The organism is Winogradskyella sp. 266wxhm (assembly GCF_058964685.1).
The window spans coordinates 2,203,544-2,223,808 of sequence record NZ_CM179559.1; the positions used below are offsets into that span (position 1 = coordinate 2,203,544).

The 20,265-nt window shown below is 35.3% G+C and carries 16 protein-coding genes and 1 tRNA gene; 12 read left to right on the forward strand and 5 right to left on the reverse strand.

Going from position 1 to position 20,265, the window contains the following annotated elements; translation table 11 throughout:
- Position 1: 1 nt before the first annotated feature.
- The 4 genes from AC2H4K_RS09730 (at position 2) to AC2H4K_RS09745 (ending at position 2,270) form a co-directional block, all read left to right on the forward strand.
- Positions 2 to 610, forward strand: coding sequence for a DUF4230 domain-containing protein (locus tag AC2H4K_RS09730; protein ID WP_281139070.1), 609 nt, complete (start codon positions 2 to 4; stop codon positions 608 to 610).
- Positions 607 to 969: an MmcQ/YjbR family DNA-binding protein gene (locus AC2H4K_RS09735; protein WP_281139069.1), complete on the forward strand. Its 363-nt coding sequence runs from the start codon at positions 607 to 609 to the stop codon at positions 967 to 969. Before AC2H4K_RS09730 ends, AC2H4K_RS09735 begins: the two co-directional genes overlap by 4 nt.
- A gap of 28 nt (positions 970 to 997) precedes the next feature.
- Entirely contained in the window at positions 998 to 1,561 is a 564-nt protein-coding gene (locus AC2H4K_RS09740) for a PhnA domain-containing protein (protein WP_281139068.1), read from the forward strand.
- A gap of 382 nt (positions 1,562 to 1,943) precedes the next feature.
- On the forward strand, positions 1,944 to 2,270 hold the full coding sequence (locus AC2H4K_RS09745) for a hypothetical protein (RefSeq protein WP_281139067.1): 327 nt from the start codon (positions 1,944 to 1,946) through the stop codon (positions 2,268 to 2,270).
- 84 nt (positions 2,271 to 2,354) lie between these two features.
- Here AC2H4K_RS09745 and AC2H4K_RS09750 read toward each other — a convergent pair whose 3' ends face one another.
- Both AC2H4K_RS09750 and AC2H4K_RS09755 read right to left on the reverse strand, forming a co-directional pair.
- Positions 2,355 to 2,798, reverse strand: a complete 444-nt coding sequence (locus AC2H4K_RS09750; protein ID WP_281139066.1) for a YybH family protein — start codon at positions 2,796 to 2,798, stop codon at positions 2,355 to 2,357.
- A gap of 41 nt (positions 2,799 to 2,839) precedes the next feature.
- Positions 2,840 to 3,940 (reverse strand): DUF4407 domain-containing protein, encoded by a 1,101-nt coding sequence (locus AC2H4K_RS09755; RefSeq protein ID WP_281139065.1) that lies wholly within the window; start codon positions 3,938 to 3,940, stop codon positions 2,840 to 2,842.
- 160 nt (positions 3,941 to 4,100) lie between these two features.
- Between AC2H4K_RS09755 and AC2H4K_RS09760 the strand changes: the two genes are divergently transcribed.
- Positions 4,101 to 5,300, forward strand: a complete 1,200-nt coding sequence (locus tag AC2H4K_RS09760) for an NAD(P)/FAD-dependent oxidoreductase (protein ID WP_281139064.1) — start codon at positions 4,101 to 4,103, stop codon at positions 5,298 to 5,300.
- Between the two features lie 147 nt (positions 5,301 to 5,447).
- Here AC2H4K_RS09760 and AC2H4K_RS09765 read toward each other — a convergent pair whose 3' ends face one another.
- The gene (locus AC2H4K_RS09765; RefSeq protein WP_281139063.1) at positions 5,448 to 8,117 is read right to left on the reverse strand and encodes a M56 family metallopeptidase; all 2,670 of its coding nucleotides are present in this window, start codon (positions 8,115 to 8,117) and stop codon (positions 5,448 to 5,450) included.
- A gap of 3 nt (positions 8,118 to 8,120) precedes the next feature.
- A complete protein-coding gene (locus tag AC2H4K_RS09770; protein ID WP_281139062.1) occupies positions 8,121 to 8,486 on the reverse strand; it encodes a BlaI/MecI/CopY family transcriptional regulator in 366 nt (121 codons plus the stop codon).
- Between the two features lie 122 nt (positions 8,487 to 8,608).
- Here AC2H4K_RS09770 and AC2H4K_RS09775 point away from each other — a divergent pair, with 122 nt between their 5' ends.
- Positions 8,609 to 9,997, forward strand: a complete 1,389-nt coding sequence (locus tag AC2H4K_RS09775) for a M28 family peptidase (protein WP_281139061.1) — start codon at positions 8,609 to 8,611, stop codon at positions 9,995 to 9,997.
- Between the two features lie 94 nt (positions 9,998 to 10,091).
- Here the strand turns inward: AC2H4K_RS09775 and AC2H4K_RS09780 are convergent, their stop codons facing one another.
- Positions 10,092 to 11,480 (reverse strand): dipeptidase, encoded by a 1,389-nt coding sequence (locus AC2H4K_RS09780; protein WP_281139060.1) that lies wholly within the window; start codon positions 11,478 to 11,480, stop codon positions 10,092 to 10,094.
- A 181-nt stretch (positions 11,481 to 11,661) separates the two neighbouring features.
- On the opposite strand from AC2H4K_RS09780, the gene AC2H4K_RS09785 reads away from it, so the two are divergent.
- From AC2H4K_RS09785 to AC2H4K_RS09810, 6 genes are all read left to right on the forward strand, one after another.
- Positions 11,662 to 11,743: transfer RNA gene (locus tag AC2H4K_RS09785), tRNA-Leu, on the forward strand.
- A 501-nt stretch (positions 11,744 to 12,244) separates the two neighbouring features.
- Positions 12,245 to 14,032: a ParB/RepB/Spo0J family partition protein gene (locus AC2H4K_RS09790; RefSeq protein ID WP_281139059.1), complete on the forward strand. Its 1,788-nt coding sequence runs from the start codon at positions 12,245 to 12,247 to the stop codon at positions 14,030 to 14,032.
- Between the two features lie 252 nt (positions 14,033 to 14,284).
- On the forward strand, positions 14,285 to 14,446 hold the full coding sequence (locus AC2H4K_RS09795) for a hypothetical protein (RefSeq protein ID WP_281139058.1): 162 nt from the start codon (positions 14,285 to 14,287) through the stop codon (positions 14,444 to 14,446).
- A gap of 16 nt (positions 14,447 to 14,462) precedes the next feature.
- Positions 14,463 to 15,299 carry a DUF932 domain-containing protein gene (locus AC2H4K_RS09800; RefSeq protein WP_281139057.1) on the forward strand — a complete coding sequence of 279 codons (837 nt, stop codon included), beginning with the start codon at positions 14,463 to 14,465 and terminating at the stop codon, positions 15,297 to 15,299.
- A complete protein-coding gene (locus AC2H4K_RS09805; protein ID WP_292966651.1) occupies positions 15,277 to 15,702 on the forward strand; it encodes a DUF6660 family protein in 426 nt (141 codons plus the stop codon). Before AC2H4K_RS09800 ends, AC2H4K_RS09805 begins: the two co-directional genes overlap by 23 nt.
- A gap of 125 nt (positions 15,703 to 15,827) precedes the next feature.
- A complete protein-coding gene (locus tag AC2H4K_RS09810; RefSeq protein WP_493742363.1) occupies positions 15,828 to 20,264 on the forward strand; it encodes a CusA/CzcA family heavy metal efflux RND transporter in 4,437 nt (1,478 codons plus the stop codon).
- Position 20,265: the final 1 nt, after the last annotated feature.

A 20,265-nucleotide genomic window follows, 5' to 3' on the forward strand; every position in this document is an offset into this window, starting at 1 on the left:
TATGGAAACATTTTTTATAATTATTATCAGCATATTGGTAACCTTAGGTTTGGTTACCGTTTTTAGACAATGGAAAATAAAAAAGAAGACTAATGAGCAATCCATTATTCTTTTAGATAAAATTAAACGCGTTTGTAAGTTTATAACCGTTGAAGGTGATTTTGCTGAGATTTACCATTATGAAGACGTTAAGGAGAAATTTCTGAAGTTAATTTCAAGCAGAAAAAAAGCATTGGTGGTAATTAATGCTAAGGCTCATGTGGGTTTCGATTTAAGTAAAATTCAGTTACATTCAAATTCAAAAACTAAAACCGTAACCTTATCTCATTTTCCTCAACCAGAAGTCTTATCCATAGAAAGCAATATTAATTACTATGATAAGAGAGATGGTATGTTTAATAGGTTTGAAGCTTCTGATTTAACCGATTTGCATACTAAGGCTAAAGAACATATTATGGATAAGATTCCTGAAAGTGGCTTGTACAATATAGCAAAACAAGAAGCCTTAGAAGCTATTCACCTCATTGAAAATCTTGTTGAAACTATAGGTTGGACATTAGATTATTCTGCTTTAAAAATTGAAGAAAGTGATAAGAAACTTTTAAAATGAATATAGAAGACTACAGAAATTATTGCATGTCTAAAAAACAAGTAACAGAGCATTTTCCTTTTGATAATGATACGTTGGTTTTTAAAGTTTGTAATAAAATGTTTGCTCTAGCATCTTTAAAACGTTGGGAGGAAGGTGAGGCTTTTATAAATTTAAAGTGTGATCCTGACTATGCGCAAGAATTGCGTGCAGCGTATGAAAGTATAAAACCAGGTTATCACATGCACAAACAACAATGGAATAGTGTTTATGTTCTTACAGGCGAATTATCTCAAAAACTTATAAAAGAGTTAATAGATCATTCCTATGAGATGGTCGTCAAAGGTTTACCAAAAAAGTTGAGGGAAACACTTAATTAATATTATTTTTGCGCCATAATTTTTCAATATGTTATCAGAAAAAGAATTACAACAGCGAAGTAACTCCAAGTGTGAGTTATGTGGCAACGAAGAAAATTTAGCCGTTTATAATGTTCCAGAAACAAATGATTTGGCAATCTATGCCTGTTCAACTTGTGTTGAACAAATGGACGATTCAGATAAAATAGATTCTAATCATTGGAGATGTTTAAATGATAGTATGTGGAGTGAGCACAATGCTGTTAAAATAATGGCGTGGAGAATGCTCAATAGAATTGAAGCCGATTGGACCCAAGATCTTTTAGGTATGATGTACATTGAAGATGATGTCTTAGAATTAGCTAAAGCAGCAGGTGATGGTGTTTCAGATGAAAACAAAATTGTTCATAGAGATGTTAATGGTGTTGTTCTAGAACATGGAGATTCCGTGGTTTTAATCAAAGATCTTAAAGTAAAAGGCTCTAGTATGGTAGCAAAACAAGGAACAGCCGTAAGAAATATTAGATTAGATCATGAAAATGCTGAGTACATAGAAGGAAAAGTAGATGGTCAGCAAATTGTAATCATAACTCAATACGTTAAGAAGATCTAATCCTTATCTTTTTTATTAAAGAAATCAAAGCTTAGCGGAATCATAAATACCATGAATAAATATTGTCCAGATATTAATCCATAAAGGGTTATTCCTGCCAAAATTACCATGAGTATTATTTTGTATTTATACTTCATATTGTAAAAGTAAAATTCTTATTTCTAATCCGTAAATTTTCTTACAAAACCTTTTGTAAATAGGGTGTTGTTTGTCGAAAAAATCGACCCTAAAAGCCTAATAATCTAGTCATTTTGCCATTTATCGATTTTTGTGTTAATGCTCTAGAAATAAGTCAGATATTGAGCTTGTCCCTGTTACTAAGAACACCAATTTATACTGATTAATAGCCCAAATTAGTATTAATGAATTAACGATATTTATTATGGATTTAGAAATTACAAGCTACAACAATCGGTACCAAATTAAAGGTAACTTAAACAAGTTGAATTTAAAAACCTTTAATGCGCACTTTGCTAATATTTTCGAAAAGCTAGACAATGTACTTTTAGATATAGAGCGTGTAGAAAGTATAGACAGAGAAGGTGTAATGGCATTAGCAAGATTACATAATGAATCTATTATTAAGTCAAAGAAGCTTTCAATAATTGGATTAGGCTGTAAAGAACTTTACCAGCATTTTAAATCTGAAGAACCTGTACAAGAAGTAGAAGAGAGAATGCTTCCTACAGGTCCTATAGTAGCCGCATAAAATTTTCCTTTATACATATTTAAGTGTACTTTAAATGTCTATGGTGACAGATAGATATTATTGTACACTTTCTTTTTTGCAATATTAACAAGACATATCAGCTACAATTTTCCAGACTCCGTTTATCTTTTTAAAGATGATGATAAAGACACCATCAGCATTACCAACCTCTCTTTTAAGATGGTATTCTCCCATTACCCAATAATTATCTCCTTCAATTTTAGAAACGTCATTAATTACAAAATTTAAAGAGCCACTCTCAGCTTTTGTAGGATAGCCTTTTTTGTAGTTGGCTAAGGTGTTTTTCCATCCGTAGGTCAAGCCACGACTACCGTAAAATTTCAAAGAATCGTTTTTCCAATAGCCATCCATAAAACCTTCTAAGTCATAATTGTTCCATGCTACTTCTTGATTATGCATTACCTCTAAAATCGCAGCTTTGTCAGTTTTAAAAGTGTTTTCTGACTTTTGTTGATTTTCACAGTTGATTAAAAGAATAAAACATAGAAAATAGAAGAAAGGCTTCATGATAATTAGCTTTAGAATTTTTCTAAAGTTAATAACATATTTTAAAGAATACCTTTTTGCTTCTTCAAAAACGCATCGGCTTGGTGCTGCATCAGCTCTCTCGCTTTTTTACGTTTGTAGTTCATTACGTCTTCCTCGTCAGCTATTTCGGTGTAGACTTTATTATTTATGTCATTATCAGTTTGCACTAACAATTTACGTTCGGCAACTTGTTGATCTACCCACGATTTTATAACAGTTTCCTGATCTTCCAATTTAAAATCGTATTCACCTTTTGGTGATAATAATTTTGCAATGATTGGCGACGTTTCAATAGCTAAAAACAAAAGAAAAATAAAAAACGAAGGTAACCATGGTAAAGTCCCTAGAGCGGTAACACGAGCCATTAAACCATCAAAATTATCAATGATTGGTTGAGATTCTGTAACGTTGGCATTGTAGTCGGATTGTAAAGCTATAATTTCATTCTCAATAGCTTCAATTTTAGCGTTGTTATCTGTTTTTAGTTGTTGTAATTCGGCTAAAGCAGCATCATGTTTTTCACGTTTTTCTTTGTAGACAGGACCTTTGCCAAGTTTCATACTTCCCGAAGTACCTTCGGCTTCAGTGATATAAGTGTCATATAAGGCATTTACTTCTTGTTCTTTTAAATCCACTTGAGATTTTAAACCTAAAATTTCACTTTCTAATTCTGAAATTTTAGGTTTATACTGTTGCGCAATTTGATTTTGATTAGCTAAGGTTAGATTATTTTTTTGTTCTAATAACACCTGATTAATTTCCTTTTCAAAAATTTTTAATTCTAAAGGTTTCGAGATAACGACAGCAATAATTACTGCTAATAAAATTCGTGGAGTGGCTTGTAAAAGTTCGTCTATAAAATTGTTTCGTTTTTTTATGGTGGAAACAATATAGCGATCCAAATTAAAAATCAATAAGCCCCAAACGAACCCGAAAAATATTGATGTGTATAGGTTGTCAAAAACGGTGTAAAGTGCATAGCTAGCAGCAATAGTTGCCATAAGAGCTGTAAAGAAAACTGTGGCACCAATGCCTGCGTATTTGTTTTGTTCTCCGTTAGAGCAACCGTCTAAAATATCGGTATCAGCTCCAGAACATAGGATAAAGAATTGTTTTAACATAACTATTCGTTTTTTGATTGATTGACTATTAGAACGTAAAATAGTAACAAATGTTACATAACTAGCCTATAAATGTGGTGTTTGAGACCAATATGATTTTTGTCATATCAAAAATTGACTGTTAGGGGTAACTTTGAATGTAACCAAAATTTATTAGGTCATGAGAACAACAGTAGTAATTGGCGGAAACTTTGCAGGTATGACAGCTGCATTGGAGTTGAAAAGAAAAGATCCTAAAAATCAAAGAGTTATTCTTATAGATAAATCTCCTTTATTTTTATTTATACCATCATTAATTTGGGTGCCTTTTGGAAGACGTGATATCAAAGATATTTCTTTCAGAAAAAATAATATCCTCAAAAAGAAAGGTGTTGAATTTGTGCATGCTGAAGCTTTGAAAGTTCTACCAGAGGAAAATAAGATTGAAACTACTAAAGGTGATTACGAATATGATGATTTGGTCATAGCCACAGGACCAAAAGTAAAATATGATGTAGCTAAAGGCGTGAAAGATTATGCGTACTATATTGGAACGCCAGATGGTGCTATGAAAACTAGAAAAGCGTTGAAAGCGTTTAAGGAAAACCCTGGACCAATTGTAATAGGAGCTACACAGAATGCAGGTTGTATGGGAGCAGCTTATGAATTTTTATTTAATGTAGAAAAATGGTTGAGAGAACAAAAAATTCGTAAAAAAGTAGATTTATACTGGATTACTCCTGAAGTCTATTTAGGCCACTTCGGAATAGATGGTATGCCATTAGGCGAAACTATGCTTAAGTCTTTCATGAAAATGTTTAATATTAAGTACAGAACAGAAGTAGGTGTAGAAGAAGTAACCGCTAATAGTGTGAAGTTAACGACAGGTGAGGTCATTGAAAGTAGTTTTACAATGTTAATGCCTCCTTTTGTAGGTGTAGATTTTGTTGTGAAGTCAGAAGGTCTACAGGCGAATGCTTCAGGATATATACCAGTTGATGATACTTACCAACATGTAACACATAAAAATATTTGGGCTGCAGGTATTGCGGTAGATGTAAAACTACCTTTTAAACCAGGTAAAGTACCTTTCTCTGGACCAAAAACAGGATATCCATCAGATGAAACTGGTAAAGTGGTTGCTGAGAATATTTTAAGAGTTCAAAAAGGTAAAAAACTTAAAGAAAAGCCTTGGGGAAAAATACCTGGTTTATGTGTCATGGATGCAGGAAAAAAAGAAGTGATTATTGTGAGTAATCACTTGTTTAAGCCTCGAACATTCGCGATAATGATTCCTAATGTTTTATATGATTTTAATAAAGTACTATTTGAAAAGTATTTTCTTTGGAAAACAAGAAATGGATTGTCATTTCTGCCTTAAAGCAATAAAGCCTGTCTGAGAAATAGAAAATCTGTCATTCTGAATTTATTTCAGAATCTTTTAAAATAGATTTTCTGTCTGTTTTAGAATCTGAAACGAGTTCAGATTGACAAAACAGCAATTTCTTAGACAGGCTTTGTTATTTCCCTATTCAGTTATTGTTATTTGTAAAGGAGATAGCTTATTGTCTTTGTCATCCTTAATATCAAATATTACAACGACGTCATCAACTTTAATACTTTTAAGATTGGCTATTGTTGTTTTTGATAAAGTGTTCCCTTTCGTGTAATCGGTTTTAATACCTGGTATCTTTACTTTGAATTCTGATATTTTACCAGATTTTAGAGTCAACTCTAATTTTTTAAATTCTGCAATAGTCATTTCTAGCTTTGGAGACTTTGGTGTTTTTCCGTTTACAATTGGTAGTTGGTCTTTATAAGTCTCTTTTTCAATCCAAAACTTAGCAGTGCCTTTGTTGTTTTTAATGTTGGTACTAACACTAATTTTTGGGTTAGCTTTAGTGATTTTTAAAATATCATCATAAGACACTTCTTTGTCATTAAAGTAATAAGTGATATCATCATTTTTTAAGCTTTTTACAAAGTTGTATGCAGATTCAGATTTAGGAGGTGGAGGAGGAAGATTATCCATTTCAACTTTATTTCCAAAGCGATCATAATATGTTGTTTCTCCATTTTTAGAGCTATAATAAATCTTTTCACCGTTTACGACTGTATAACCTGAAGTGCCCTCTTTTGTTGTTTCAAAATCAGCAAGTTTTTTAGGGGCTGATGGAGTAGTAGGAGGTGGAGGTGGAACTTTATCAATGTCTACTTTATTACCATAACTATCGTAATAGGTGGTTTTTCCATTTTCTTGGTAATAGTAATAAGTATTACCATTCACTTCCATTGGTCCACCTTTTGTTTTATTAGGTTTTGGTGGCGGAGGTGGAGGAGGGATTTCACCATCACCTTTTTTAACTTTTGGAGCAGGTGGTGGAGGTGGTGGAGGTGGGGAATTAGGCCAAGGCTCAGCATTGTTTCGCTGTTTTTCAGACATTATATTCCTGTATAAGTTGTCGTATTTATCATATTCCTTTTTCTTGATTATAGGATATGGGCTTTTGTTATTTGTAGATTCAGCCTTTTTCATAGCCATATTAATCTTTTTAGCCCAAGCATTGTATTCTGCTACTTGTTTTTTTGTTGCTTCTTGTTGACTTAAAATATCTTCAACTTTTTGCCATTCACTATCTTCAGCAGGAACAGGAGGCGCAGGTAAAATATTGTGTTTCTTTAATTCTTCTTTTGTAAATGAATTATAGATTTTATCTGCTTTAGCTTTCAAAATTTTTAATTCGGAATTGTCAGAACGAGATCCTTTTAAATATTTAGAAATAGCATTAGAATAATTCTTAGTGATTTGTTTGTATTTGTTTACCTGAGAATCTTGATAAGTTTCCTTAAATCCTTTTTTAGTGTATAATTGATATTGGTTAGGTTGCGGAAACTTTTTACTACGTGCATTTTTATGAACTATAGATCCAGTAAAATGAACAAAGTCGTCAACGCTATAATTATTTAAAGCTGAATTGGGCACATGTTTACCATCTATCCATATAGCATATTCTTCAGCGTTCTTAAAAGCTTCAAATTGCGAACTACTCGGTTTTCTTGCTTTCACTTTAGACAAGTTCATTTCAGGAACCATGCGATTTGGGTATTTCTCTACCGAAGCACGCTGAGTATCATTCATTATATCTTCATAAATGATAACAGCACGATTATATGTGTCTCCTATAATAACATTGGTTGCTTTGTACTTTACAATAAAGTCACGATACTCCTGCATTAAAGCTTCCGAAGCACTATCAATATAAACCATGTTCAGTTTATCGGCTTTCTCTAATTCTTGTTTAATTGAATCTAAAAGATCTTGGTCTTTTTCAACATACTCACGTTCAGCAAAGCTGTAAAATAGCAAAGCTGTAATTGGCAGAAGCAGTAAAGTGCTTAACCAGATTCGGGTTTTTGAGGTTTGTGTTTTCATAACTGTAAATCGTTTTTTGAATGATGAATAATTGATGGCACTAGAGAGTTGATGACTACCAGTGCTTGATGAAAATTGTAATAATATATTTTGATAAACCTTAGTGTTTGCACCTTGTTGCAGTACAGCGTCGTCGGCTAAAAACTCATGATTAAGCTTAATATGATGTTTTAAAACATACACCAAAGGATTAAACCAAAAGATAATTTGAAGAAACTCAACCAAAAGAATATCTACACTGTGCAATTGCTTAGCATGGGCTTCTTCATGAAGGATGACTTCATTGGGAATTTGATCTTCTTCAAAGCGTTTTTGGTTTACAAAAATGTATTTAAAGAAGGAATGTGGAATGCGATATTCGGATAATAACACATATATTAAACTCTGTTTTTTGTGTTTTGGATGATCTGAAATTCGCTTATAAAGACGAATTAAATTCACTAAAAAGCGAATAGAAAGCAATATAACACCTAAAGTATAAACAGCCCATAAGATAGTTTCTAAGGTGAATTCTGGAATCTTTTCTGCAGGTAGCTCTACAAATTCTGCTTCAAAAGGTATATACATGTCTGAAACATCATAATCCATAGCCACAGGTTCAACATACTCTGTAATGGTAAGTGCAGGAATGGCTAATGATAATGCAAATGCTCCAAGCAGATAAAACCGTTTGAAATGATGCATGGTTTGGCGTTCTAAAAGCAGCGCGTAAAGGAGCCAAAAAACCACTAAACATGCAGAGAATTTAAAGATATAGGTTTCCATAGCTTATTTCTTTTCAATTTCTTTATCTATGATGGCTTTCAGAGCTTCTAATTCTGATTTAGTTAAGTCCGTTTTTCTAGTGAAGAACGACGCAAATTGAGATGCACTATCATTAAAAAATGTTTTAATAATGCCATTCACATGTTTAGAAAAATAATCTTCCTTCTTTACCAAAGGATAGTATTCTCTAGACTTTCCAAATGTTTTATAATTCACAAAGCCTTTTCCTATCATGCGTTTTAGTAAGGTTGCAATTGTTGTAGTTGCTGGTTTAGGTTCTGGATAAGCATCTAATAAATCTTTCATAAATGCTTTTTCAAGTTTCCAGAGGTGTTGCATTAACTGTTCTTCGGTTTTGGAAAGTTCCATTGTTCTACAAAATTAGAATTAACTCTACAAATGTAGAATAAAAAATTGAATTCCAAAATTATTGATAATCAAAATTTTACAAATCACTATCTTTGCAGTGTTTTTTAGAGGTGATATTTTAAATGAAAAAAGTATTTTTGTTTTTACTCTTTTGTGCTGCAATGGTTTGTAAAATACAGTCGCAAACTATTGAAGATTTAATGAACGAGGTTAGTACTGCAAATCTTCAAACCAATGTTTCTATTTTGTCTGGTGAGCAGTCAGCAACCATCAATGGAAGTACACAGACTATCGTTTCTCGAGTGCAGAGTAATAATGATTTGGCGGCAGAATTTATTAAGGAACAGCTTGAAGAGTTACCAAATTTATCCGTAGAATTTCAAGATTTTAATACACAAGGAAAAAATATTATTGCCACACAATTAGGACAAACCAATCCGGATGATATTTATTTGGTTTGTGCGCATTACGATTCAGTAACTACATATTGTGCAGATGATAATGCCACAGGTGTATCGGCTGTAATTGAAATTGCCAGAATTTTATCGTCTCAATGTTTAGACAAAACCATTGTTTATGCCCTTTGGGATGAAGAAGAAATAGGGTTGCTAGGTGCAAATTATTATGCTCAGCAAGCAGCAGATGAAACTAATGGAAATACAAGAGATAATATTCTTGGAGTTCTTAACATGGATATGATTGGTTACGATGGTGATGCTCCAGGAACAGCAGGAGATAATGATTTTGATATTGACGTTAGAAATATTGCCAATTCCATAGCTATTAAAGATGATTTATTGAACATTTTAAATACATACACGTTTGATTTAAATCCGATCGTTGTAAATCCAGGGACCACAGCAAGCGACCATTCTCGTTTTTGGAATCAGAATTACTCAGCCGTTTTGGTTGGTGAATCTTGGGAAACTAATGATGAAACACCAAATTACCATACGTCTAATGATAGGGTAGTAGATATTGATTTTCAGTATATGGCCGAGTTGACCAAATTGGTTTTGGTGTATATGACGACTAAGGCGCAATTGGTGACCATAGATAATACGATTTCAGTAACAGAGAACTCGCTAATGTCTAATGATACATCAGCATCTTACCAGTGGTATAATTGTGATACTAACACACCGATATCAGGTGAAACAAATCAAACCTTTGTGCCAACATCTAGTGGCAATTATGCTGTTGAAGTTACAAACGGATCTTGTACAGAGCTTAGTCCTTGTGTAGCATTTTCTTTATTGTCTTTCGAAGAGTTTTCAGATGAAGATATACAAATTCATCCTAATCCTATACGTTCTATTTTAAACATTGAGAATAATAGTCATTCTGAATTAGAAATTTCAATTTTTGATATCAATGGGAAAACAATTTTTAAATCCCATTCTGGAAATTCTACAATTCAAATTGATATAAAAAATAATGCTTCAGGTATTTACTTTTTAAAGCTCACATCTGAAGCAAAATCTTCTATTTATAAATTTGTAAAAGAATAACAATTCTTACCAATTTGAATTGTCATACTGAACTTGTTTCAGTATCTAATAATTAATATTTCGACAGGCTCCGTAAAACATTGGTAATTAAAACTTATCCTTTCAATTCTGTAAAATACTTATAAAACCAAGGAATAGTTTCAATACCTTTTAAGTAATTCCAAACACCAAAATGTTCGTTTGGTGAATGTATAGCATCACTATCTAAGCCAAAGCCCATAAGGATGGTTTTGCTTTGTAACTCTTGCTCAAAAAGCGAAACGATAGGAATACTTCCACCACTGCGTTGCGGTATTGGCGTCTTTTCAAAAGTCTGCTCATATGCTTTAGAAGCTGCTTGGTAACCGACACTATCAATAGGAGTTACATAACCTTGGCCACCATGATGAGGTTTCACTTTCACTTTTACTGCTTCTGGAGCGATTCTTTCAAAATGCGTTTTAAATAGTTGTGTAATCTCTTCCCAATCTTGGTTTGGCACTAAACGCATCGAGATTTTAGCATAGGCTTTACTCGCAATAACGGTTTTGGCTCCTTCACCAGTGTAACCTCCCCAAATACCATTAACATCTAGAGTTGGTCTAATGGAATTACGTTCGTTAGTAGTGTAGCCTTCTTCACCGTAAACGGCATCAATATCTAAGGCTTTTTTATAATTGTCTAATGAAAAAGGAGCTTTAGCCATTTCAGCACGTTCTTCGTCTGAAAGATTTTCAACTTTGTCATAAAAACCTGGAATTGTGATATGGTTGTTTTCATCATGTAATGAAGCAATCATTTTAGTCAACACATTTATTGGATTTGCCACAGCTCCACCATAAAGTCCAGAATGTAAATCTCTATTTGGTCCTGTAACTTCAACTTCAACATAGCTAAGACCACGAAGTCCGGTTGTAATGGAAGGCACATCTTTAGCAATCATGCCAGTATCGGAAATTAAAATAACATCATTTGCTAATTTTTCACGATTAGCAGCAACGAATTTTCCAAGGTTAGCACTACCAACTTCTTCTTCACCTTCTATCATAAACTTTACATTACAAGGTAGCTCATTATTGGAAGTCATGTATTCTAAAGCCTTAACGTGCATATACATTTGGCCTTTGTCATCACATGCACCTCTTGCAAAAATAGCACCATCAGGATGGAGTTCTGTTTTTTGAATCACAGGATCAAAAGGAGGTGAGTGCCATAAATCTAAAGGATCTGGTGGTTGTACATCATAATGACCGTAAACTAAAACAGTTGGTAGATTGTTATCAATTATCTTTTCTCCATAAACGATAGGGTAACCATCGGTTTGGCAGATTTCAACCTTATCGCATCCCGCTTTTTCTAAACTAACTTTAATAGCATCAGCAGTGTTTAAAACATCTTTTTTATAAGCCGAATCTGCACTTATAGAAGGGATTTTTAGTAATTCTATTAGTTCGTCGATAAAGCGTTGCTTGTGCTCTTCAACGTAGGATTGTATGTTTTGCATATTGTTTTTTGGTTTTAAACAAAAATAAGAAAAACAAAATCGAATATTTTCTTATTCAAAACCTATTTGTATATTCAAACTATTGTTTATATTTGCAGTCCAAAATTGCAGGCGTGGTGGAATTGGTAGACACGCTAGACTTAGGATTAAACCAAATAAAAAGTGTTAAATTGCACTTTATGCGGGTGTGGTGGAATTGGTAGACACGTCAGACTTAGGATCTGATGCCGCAAGGTGTGGGGGTTCGAGTCCCTTCACCCGCACAAAAGCCGAAGAGAAATCTTCGGCTTTTCTTATTTAAAAATTGGCACTAAAAATTATACAGGTACAACATAGGTACAACATTTTGTCTTTTTTAGGGTGTAAATTTCAAATAGTATCATTTGTGATTTTTCGATATTGATTGCTATGAAATAGTCCTTTGTTAAAAAAAGTCTAGCGATTTTTATCATTTTACTTAAGGAATTATAGTTTCCAAGTCGCTTAATTTTTGCCACAGAAAAGTATAAATATAGTACAAGTTCTTGCTCTCAAGCTTCTATTTTCATCAGAGAAAAAGTATTGCAATTAAGCGCGTTGGATAGAAGTTTTTTTATCATACAATATAACCGCAAGTTAAACTCGTAAAATACTTCCATCAAAAGACTACGGCATAAAGCCGACGCTTCTTCCTTTACTCATTTATTCCGTTTCCTTTTGAGCCAAGATTTTAGCTTCCGTTTGTGTTTCTGCTCAAATATTGTTTAATCTAAAATTTGAGTATTATGACAACAAAAGCGAGTACCAAGAGAAAGCGCAGTCGAACAAGAGTTGCTGCCAAAGTCGAAGTGAACGGAAAACCAACTACAGCACTTCAAATTGAGAACTTACCCATTGGTAAAATCAAGCCTGACCCTAAACAACCAAGAAAAACCTTTGATGAGAAACAGTTACAACAACTTTCTGATAGTATCAAAGAGTTCGGTGTCTTACAACCGATAACCGTTAGAAAATCTGGAAAGAATTTTACTATTGTAATGGGTGAACGTAGGTATCGTGCTAGTAAATTAGCCGGAAAGAAAACAATTCCCTGTATCGTAAGGACTTATGAGAACAATGACGTCCTTGAAGTACAAATTATCGAGAACTTACAACGACAGGATGTTGAACCCACCGAAGAAGCCGAGGCGATTTCTTATCTGAGCGATAAGTATTCACCTTTAGAAATTGCGAAGCGCTTAGGAAGAACGGATAACTTTATTAGACAACGATTGAAGTTGGCTGGACTGATTGACGGCTTCAAACATTTTGTGCGCAATGGCGAAATGACGATTTCATTGGGTGTTGGTGTGGCTCTCTTTACACCAGAAGAACAACAGATGATGCTGGAAACGATGGGTGATAATTTTAAGGCACATCAAATCAACAGAATGATTAACGACCAGACCTACGATTTGGAAAAAGCACCTTTTGATGTTGCGGATAAAAAGTTAGTCTCAAAAGCTGGTTCCTGTGTAGAATGTCCATTCAATGCAGCCAATCAAGGAAATCTTTTCGGCGAAGGTAAAATGGTTTGTACCAAATCGGCTTGTTTTGAGACGAAAAAAACCAAGTCGTTCCTGAACCTGATTGAAAAATCCAAGAAAGAAAACATACTGTTAATTCCAGAAATACGACAGTATTGGGCAAATGAAGAAAAGAATCAGCTTATTATTTCCCAGTTTGAAAATAATGGGTTGAATGTCTATTTGCTGGATGATGTTGAAATCATTGAAAGCCCAATCAAGCCAACAATGGATGCCATTAAGGCTGAATATCAGCATTATGATTATTCTGAAGCTGAACTGAAAGCAGAGCTAGAAGAAGCAATACAGAGTTACAAGGAAGACCTAAAAAAGTTTAATTCAGCCAAGGACAATGGCTTCGTGAATGGCGCCGTATTCCATCCCGAGACCTACCAGCATAAAGAGATTTTCGTAAAAGTGGTTGAGAAATCAGAGAATGATTCTACTGAATATTCTGAACCATTGACCAGTAGAAAGATGGTAGATTGTACGCCCAAGGAACAAATCATCAAAATCAACGAAAGGGAAATCCGGAAGAAGCAGATAGAAAACAATAAGCAATTTGAAGAAATTGTCGAAATGATAAGAGAGACCAAATATGTCGATAAAAAGAATGCGCTTTCGACTGATGAGATGGTCGCATTTTCAATATCACTTTTTGAGAATAATGTAGATTATACTGGTCAGCAGAAATACTTTTCAGGACTTCTGAATTATACATCAAAAATGACACGGGTCGAAATGGTAGAACATTTCAGAAAGAATTTCAAAAAAGAAATTTTTTATAGGCTGATACGCTATATCTTGACCAAACAGGTTCATTTTGGCGAAAGTAACCACGTCAATAATTTAACGAATATTTCATTCTACAATGCGATGCAAGGATATTACAAATCCAAGATTTCTAGTATCGAGAAAGAATATGAGGAAAAGAGAAACAAGCGTGAAGCACGTTTGAAAGAGCGGATTGCAGTTCTCGAAAAGAAAATTCAGGAACTCAACGATTAGCTTTTGTTGTTTGAAGAAGGGTCGGCATTCGTGTCGGCCCTTTTTCTTTTAATTCAAAATACGGTCGGTGCAGGGAAAAATAATCAATCAATATCGGTGCAAAGGTAAACTCGTAAAATACACCTATCAAAAGACTACGGCATAAAGCCTACTCACCATCCATCGCTTATTTATTCCGTTTCCTTTTGAGCTGAGATTTTAGCTTCCGTTTGGGCAATGCTCAAATATTGTTTAATCAAAACCTTTAGTATTATGGAACAAGTATTTAGTGAATCAAAGATTTCGGTGAAAGAAGCCGAAGAACATTATCAATCAAGTAAAGAAAATTACACGATTGAAAGTGCCGAAAGCCATTTGGCTTACTACAGAGAAAAATACCCAAAGTACTTCGCGGTATTATCACAAAATGTCTAATTAAAATTTAATAGTTATGTATTTACAAAATTTACAACAGGATGAAATCTTCGTATCATCAGAAATGAAATCCTTGAAAAGTCTTACCCAAATGGAATCCCGTCGTGGATTGGAAAATGCCATTATATCAAATGGTAAGATTGTCAATGTGGTATCCAACAGCTACGGACACATTCCGAACCAATTGTTCTTCAAAAAAGCTGAAGAAATGCTTATCGATGCGCAGTTGAATTATCACAAACGCACCATCAACAAAAATGACAGGTCATTTATTACCGACTTCATCATAGACGATAAAAGCCAGTTTACGGTCAAGAACCATCAGGATTTGATTCTGCCAATGCTTCGGTTTAAGAACTCGTATGACGGTAGTGAAAAGACCTCTGGTCATTTTGGGTTTTATCGCAAAATCTGTTCCAATGGCTTACACGTTTCTCAGGCTGAAATCGATTTTTCCATTAAGCATAGTAAGAATAATACGAACCTCATAATGCCTAGGCTGAACAACCTGTTCGACAAATTTTTAGACAATGAGTTCTATACCATCACTAAGAAATTTGATAAGATGAAGGAATTTAAAATCATCGATACACGAGAATTCGTAAAAGCAGTGCTGGACAGAACAAAACTGTTTCGGTATGAATGTAGCGATAAGAACAGTGACCCCTCAAAAAAATCCCGTGAGGTCATTGAGATTTTGAATTATGAGGCTTTGTTGCTCAATGAAGAACCGAATTTGTGGTTGGGCTACAATGCCTTTAATGCAGTTTTACACAATACATTGAAGAAGAGCTTTGGCCAACAGGAACGGTTGGATAAAAAGCTATTTGATGAAGTCTATGCTATGGCATAAAGTTAATATAGGTTTGTCCAGTACCTCAAACTGGATTTTTTCTGCCTTACCATTTTGCAACACAGTTGCACCAAAATATTTTTATCTTTGCATTGTGAAAGTTGTAGCAATCATATTATCGTTTTATTTCTTGGCACTCAATGTAGTGCCTTGTAGCGATGCGGCAAATAGTGCCGATGACACCCAAGTTGTTACGGTAATAGATATTGATGGCGACCACGACCAAAACTGTGAGTTATGCTCGCCTTTTTGCCAATGCCATTGTTGTCACGTTCACACGATAAATTTTGGGCTTGTTGCATTTCAACCGCTACAGCCTGCTATTCCTCAAGAATTCTTTGTCCATTTTGATGACCTTGGCAAAGATATTCCCCATTCCCTTTTTCAGCCCCCTCGGGCATAATTCAGTTTTGATAGGATAACTATATCCTGTTTTGACGTGTCCATCTATTGGATTCGTCAATATTGTGCATTGCATTTTATTCAAAGTACAAAACAAGAATTTCAACTGAATTAACATCCTTATCTATGATTAACAAAATCATTGATTTTTCAATCAATAACAAATTCATTATTGGCCTATTAACCTTGACTCTTATAGGAGTTGGTATTTGGTCAATGGCAACCGTAAACCTTGGTTCGGTACCAGATATTACCAATAATCAGGTTCAAGTAATTACCCAATCGCCCAATCTGGGAACGGAAGATATTGAACAGTTCGTAACCTATCCCGTAGAACTATCTATGGGTAATTTACCAGGCGTTACAGAAATAAGATCTATCTCACGCTTTGGCCTTTCCGTAGTTACTATCGTTTTTGAAGACGATATGGGAACCTATCTTCCTCGACAGCTGGTACAGGAAAAACTAAACGAACTGGGCGAATCTATCCCTGAAAAATTTGGAAGTCCATCTATGGGTCCCATCTCTACTGGTTTAGGTCAAATCTATGAATACACTATAAAGCCAGAGGAGGGTTTTGAAAACAAGTATTCGCCTATGGAACTGCGCACCGTGCAAGATTGGGTTATCAAACGACAACTCACATTACTGGAAGGCGTGGTAGAGGTCAACTCTTATGGAGGCAGTATTAAACAGTACGAGGTCACTGTCAACCCAGATAAGTTGAATAGTTTGGGTATTAGTATTTCACAAGTGTATGAGGCTCTCGCTCGGAACAATGTGAATACAGGCGGTGCTTACATAGAAAAAAATAAAATGTCAAATTTCATAAGAGGTGAAGGTCTTATTCGCTCTTTGGAAGACATTAAAGATATTTCGATTATTAACGAGGGCAACATTCCCGTAACTATTGGAGATGTTGCAACACGCGTCCATTTTGGGAATCAGGTACGTTATGGTGCTTTTACGCAAGACGGTAAGGAAGCCGTGGGAGGAATAATAATGATGCTAAAAGGTTCAAACCCTAATGCGGTTATTCAAAATGTTAAGAATCGTATGGCAGAAATTGAAAAATCCCTGCCAGAAGGTCTCACTATCGCCCCTATCATTGATCGTAGTGAGCTAATTGCCAGAACGACCGATACCGTTAAAACCAATTTACTGGAAGGCGCCCTAATCGTGATATTTGCCCTTGTTTTATTGTTGGGTAGTTTAAGAGGTGGCATCATAACGGCCACGACCATACCGTTGTCCTTGCTTTTTGCCTTTATATTAATGAAGCAATTTAATGTATGGGCAAACTTAATGAGCTTGGGAGCTATAGACTTTGGGATTATTATAGATGGTGCCGTGATTATTATAGAAGGAACGGTGTATGAGATCCAAAAACGGATTAGGTCTGGAAAGCTAAAATTCAATCAAGGCGTAATGGATAAAGTAGCCTATGATGCCGGAACCACGATGATGGGTTCCGCATTTTTTGGACAGATTATAATTCTTATTGTATTCACGCCTATACTTTTTCTTACGGGGGTAGAAGGTAAAATGTTTAAGCCGATGGCGTACACTTTCGGTTTTGCCATGATAGGTGCTATTTTCTTATGCCTTACCTATGTCCCTATGATGTCTGCCCTATTTATGAAACCCATTCAGAATAAAAAGAACTGGTTTGGAAGGTTTGAACGCTGGCTGGAAAGGATAAGTGATAAGATAATTGGTGGAATACAAAGGGTATATATGCCTTTACTGAAAGGGGCATTAAAACTGAAGCTCATTGTTGTAGGTGCTGCTGCTGTTCTACTTGTATTAGCCGGTTTCCTTTTTTCCAGAATGGGAGGAGAATTTGTGCCTCAACTGGATGAAGGGGATATTGCAATGCAGGCTTTAATCAGACCAGGAAGTTCATTAACAGAGTCTATTGAAGTTTCCAAAAAAATAGAAAATATCCTTCTAGAAAATTTTCCTGAAATTAAAACAGCAACAGCAAGAATTGGAGTAGCGGACATCCCAACAGATCCAATGCCGATGGATATAGCAGATATGTACCTGATTCTTGAAAAAGATAAGGATAATTGGACAACCGCTGAAACTAAAGAAGGACTTATAGCGCAAATCAAGGAAAAACTCAATAAAGAACTTACTGGGGTAAACCTTGTGTTTACGCAACCTGTAGAATTAAGGTTCAACGAATTATTAGAGGGGGTTAGAGAAGATATTGCGGTTAAACTATATGGAGAGGACCTGGGGGTGTTGTCGGAAAAGGTACAGGAAATGGCCAGTATTATCCAAACCGTGCCTGGTGCAGGAGACGTAAACGCGGAGCGAACATCAGGCCTTCCGCAAATGACCGTTAAATTTAACCGTGATAAAATTGCGCAATATGGACTGGATATCCAAAAAGCCAATGATTACATAAGTACAGCTTTTGCAGGAGGAACAGCCGGAGTCATTTTTGAAGGAGAAAAACGATTTGATCTGGTAGTAAGATTTGATGAAGATCATAGAAAGAATATTGATGATTTGCGTGGTATGTATATCGATCTTCCAGACGGAACTCAGGTGCCTATAAAAGAAATAGCAGATATTGAGTATGTTCCGGGGCCTATGCAAATTTCAAGAGATGATACCTACAGAAGAACCTATGTGGGTGTAAACGCCCGGGGAAGAGATGTAGAGTCTGTGGTGAACGACATTCAGCAAAAATTAGATGAGGAATTAGAATTGCCACCAGGTTATTATATTACTTATGGAGGGGAGTTCGAAAACCTTCAGAGTGCCAAAGACCGATTAGTGATTGTGGTACCGATAGCCTTATTCCTGATTTTCGTGCTTCTATATTTTGCCTTAAAATCTTTTTCCCAATCTATCATGATCTATATGGCGATACCATTGGCTGCTATCGGAGGTGTTTTTGCCCTTTGGTTAAGAGGTATGCCATTTAGCATTTCCGCAGGTGTAGGCTTCATTGTTCTGTTTGGTGTTGCAGTTTTAAACGGACTGGTACTAATAAATAGATTCAATTCTTTAAAAGAAGAAGGAGTAACCAGTATAAGAGATAGAATTTTTACAGGAACCAAAGAACGAATACGACCTATTATGTTAACAGCAACAACAGATATTTTCGGTTTTTTACCAATGGCATTTTCCACATCTGCCGGTGCAGAAGTTCAACAACCACTTGCTACAGTTGTTATAGGTGGTATGCTTACGGCTACCTTGCTTACGCTGGTGGTTCTTCCTGTCCTTTATACATTTGTAGAGAAGAGACGGGAGAAAAAGGAACAGAACAAGCTTGGTTCTTCCAATTCACGATCTTTAGCTACGATTTTGATAATTGGCTTTGTTTTAGGCGGAACCTTTTCTGTAAATGCACAATCTGATGCAATGTCATCTGAATATTCACAACAGGATTCTTTACAAACTATTAGTTTGCAAGAGGCTAAAGAAATGGCAATCCAAAACTTTCCGCAATTAAAAGCTGCTCAACTTGAAATTGAAAGTGAGGAAGTATTGCGTAAAACCGCCTATGATTTTGGAAATACCCAAATCTTTACAGGAAAAGAAGAAGTAGGAAATGGCTCTGATGGGGTCTATACTCAAATTGGCGTCCAACAGCAAGGCATTGATATTTTTGGAATTGCCCCCCGGTTAAAATTGCAGAAAGAAAGGGTTGCCCTTGCTGAAAGTGCCTTAGAGTTATCTACTATTGAAATTGAACGTGAAGTAAGCAGGGCCTGGGCCTCGGTTTATACAACTAAAAGGACATTCCAGGTTTATAGAAAAATGGATTCAATTTTTTTTGAAGATATTGAAAGGGCTGCAAGAATCAGGTATGAAACAGAGGCCACCTCCAAATTGGAATATCTTGCTACCTCCAACCAGGCGAACGAGGTTAAAATACAGCTGGAACAATCGTACCGAGATTACCTGAAATCAATACAGCGTTTAAACCTATGGTTCGTTAGTGACACAATCTATGATGTACCAGATTTGCCTGTTGAAACTTTAGACGAACCTTTAAACTTTCTGGTAGAGTCGCTTGAAAATCATCCGTTGCTACAGGTTTCGGAACAAAGGATAGATGTTGCCAAAGCGGTTACCAGAGAACGAAAATCTGAATTTTTGCCCAAATTTCAGGGTCAGTACGGTAGGCAGGAAATAGCCGGGCAATCGGGTTTCTTCCAATATCAAATAGGAATTCAAATTCCGCTGTTTTTTGGGCCGGAATTAGGCCGTACACAGGAAGCACAAGTAAATAGACAGATTGCAGAGCAAAACTTTTATCAGGATAAAATCGAACTGGAAACCGCCTATAAAAATATGCGTGAAGACTATATCAAATGGAGAAACTCATGGAATTATTATAGGGATGAAGCACTTCCTTTAGCACAGGAACAACAGGAAGGGTCAGTATTAGCATTTAAAGAGGGAGCTATAGATTATATAACTTTCCTTCAAAATATAAGAGATGCCATTAGAATCGAGGTAAATGCCTGGAGTGCTTTTAACGATTATCTCGACAGCCGTTACCAACTGGAATATTACCTTAAGAATTCAAATTAAA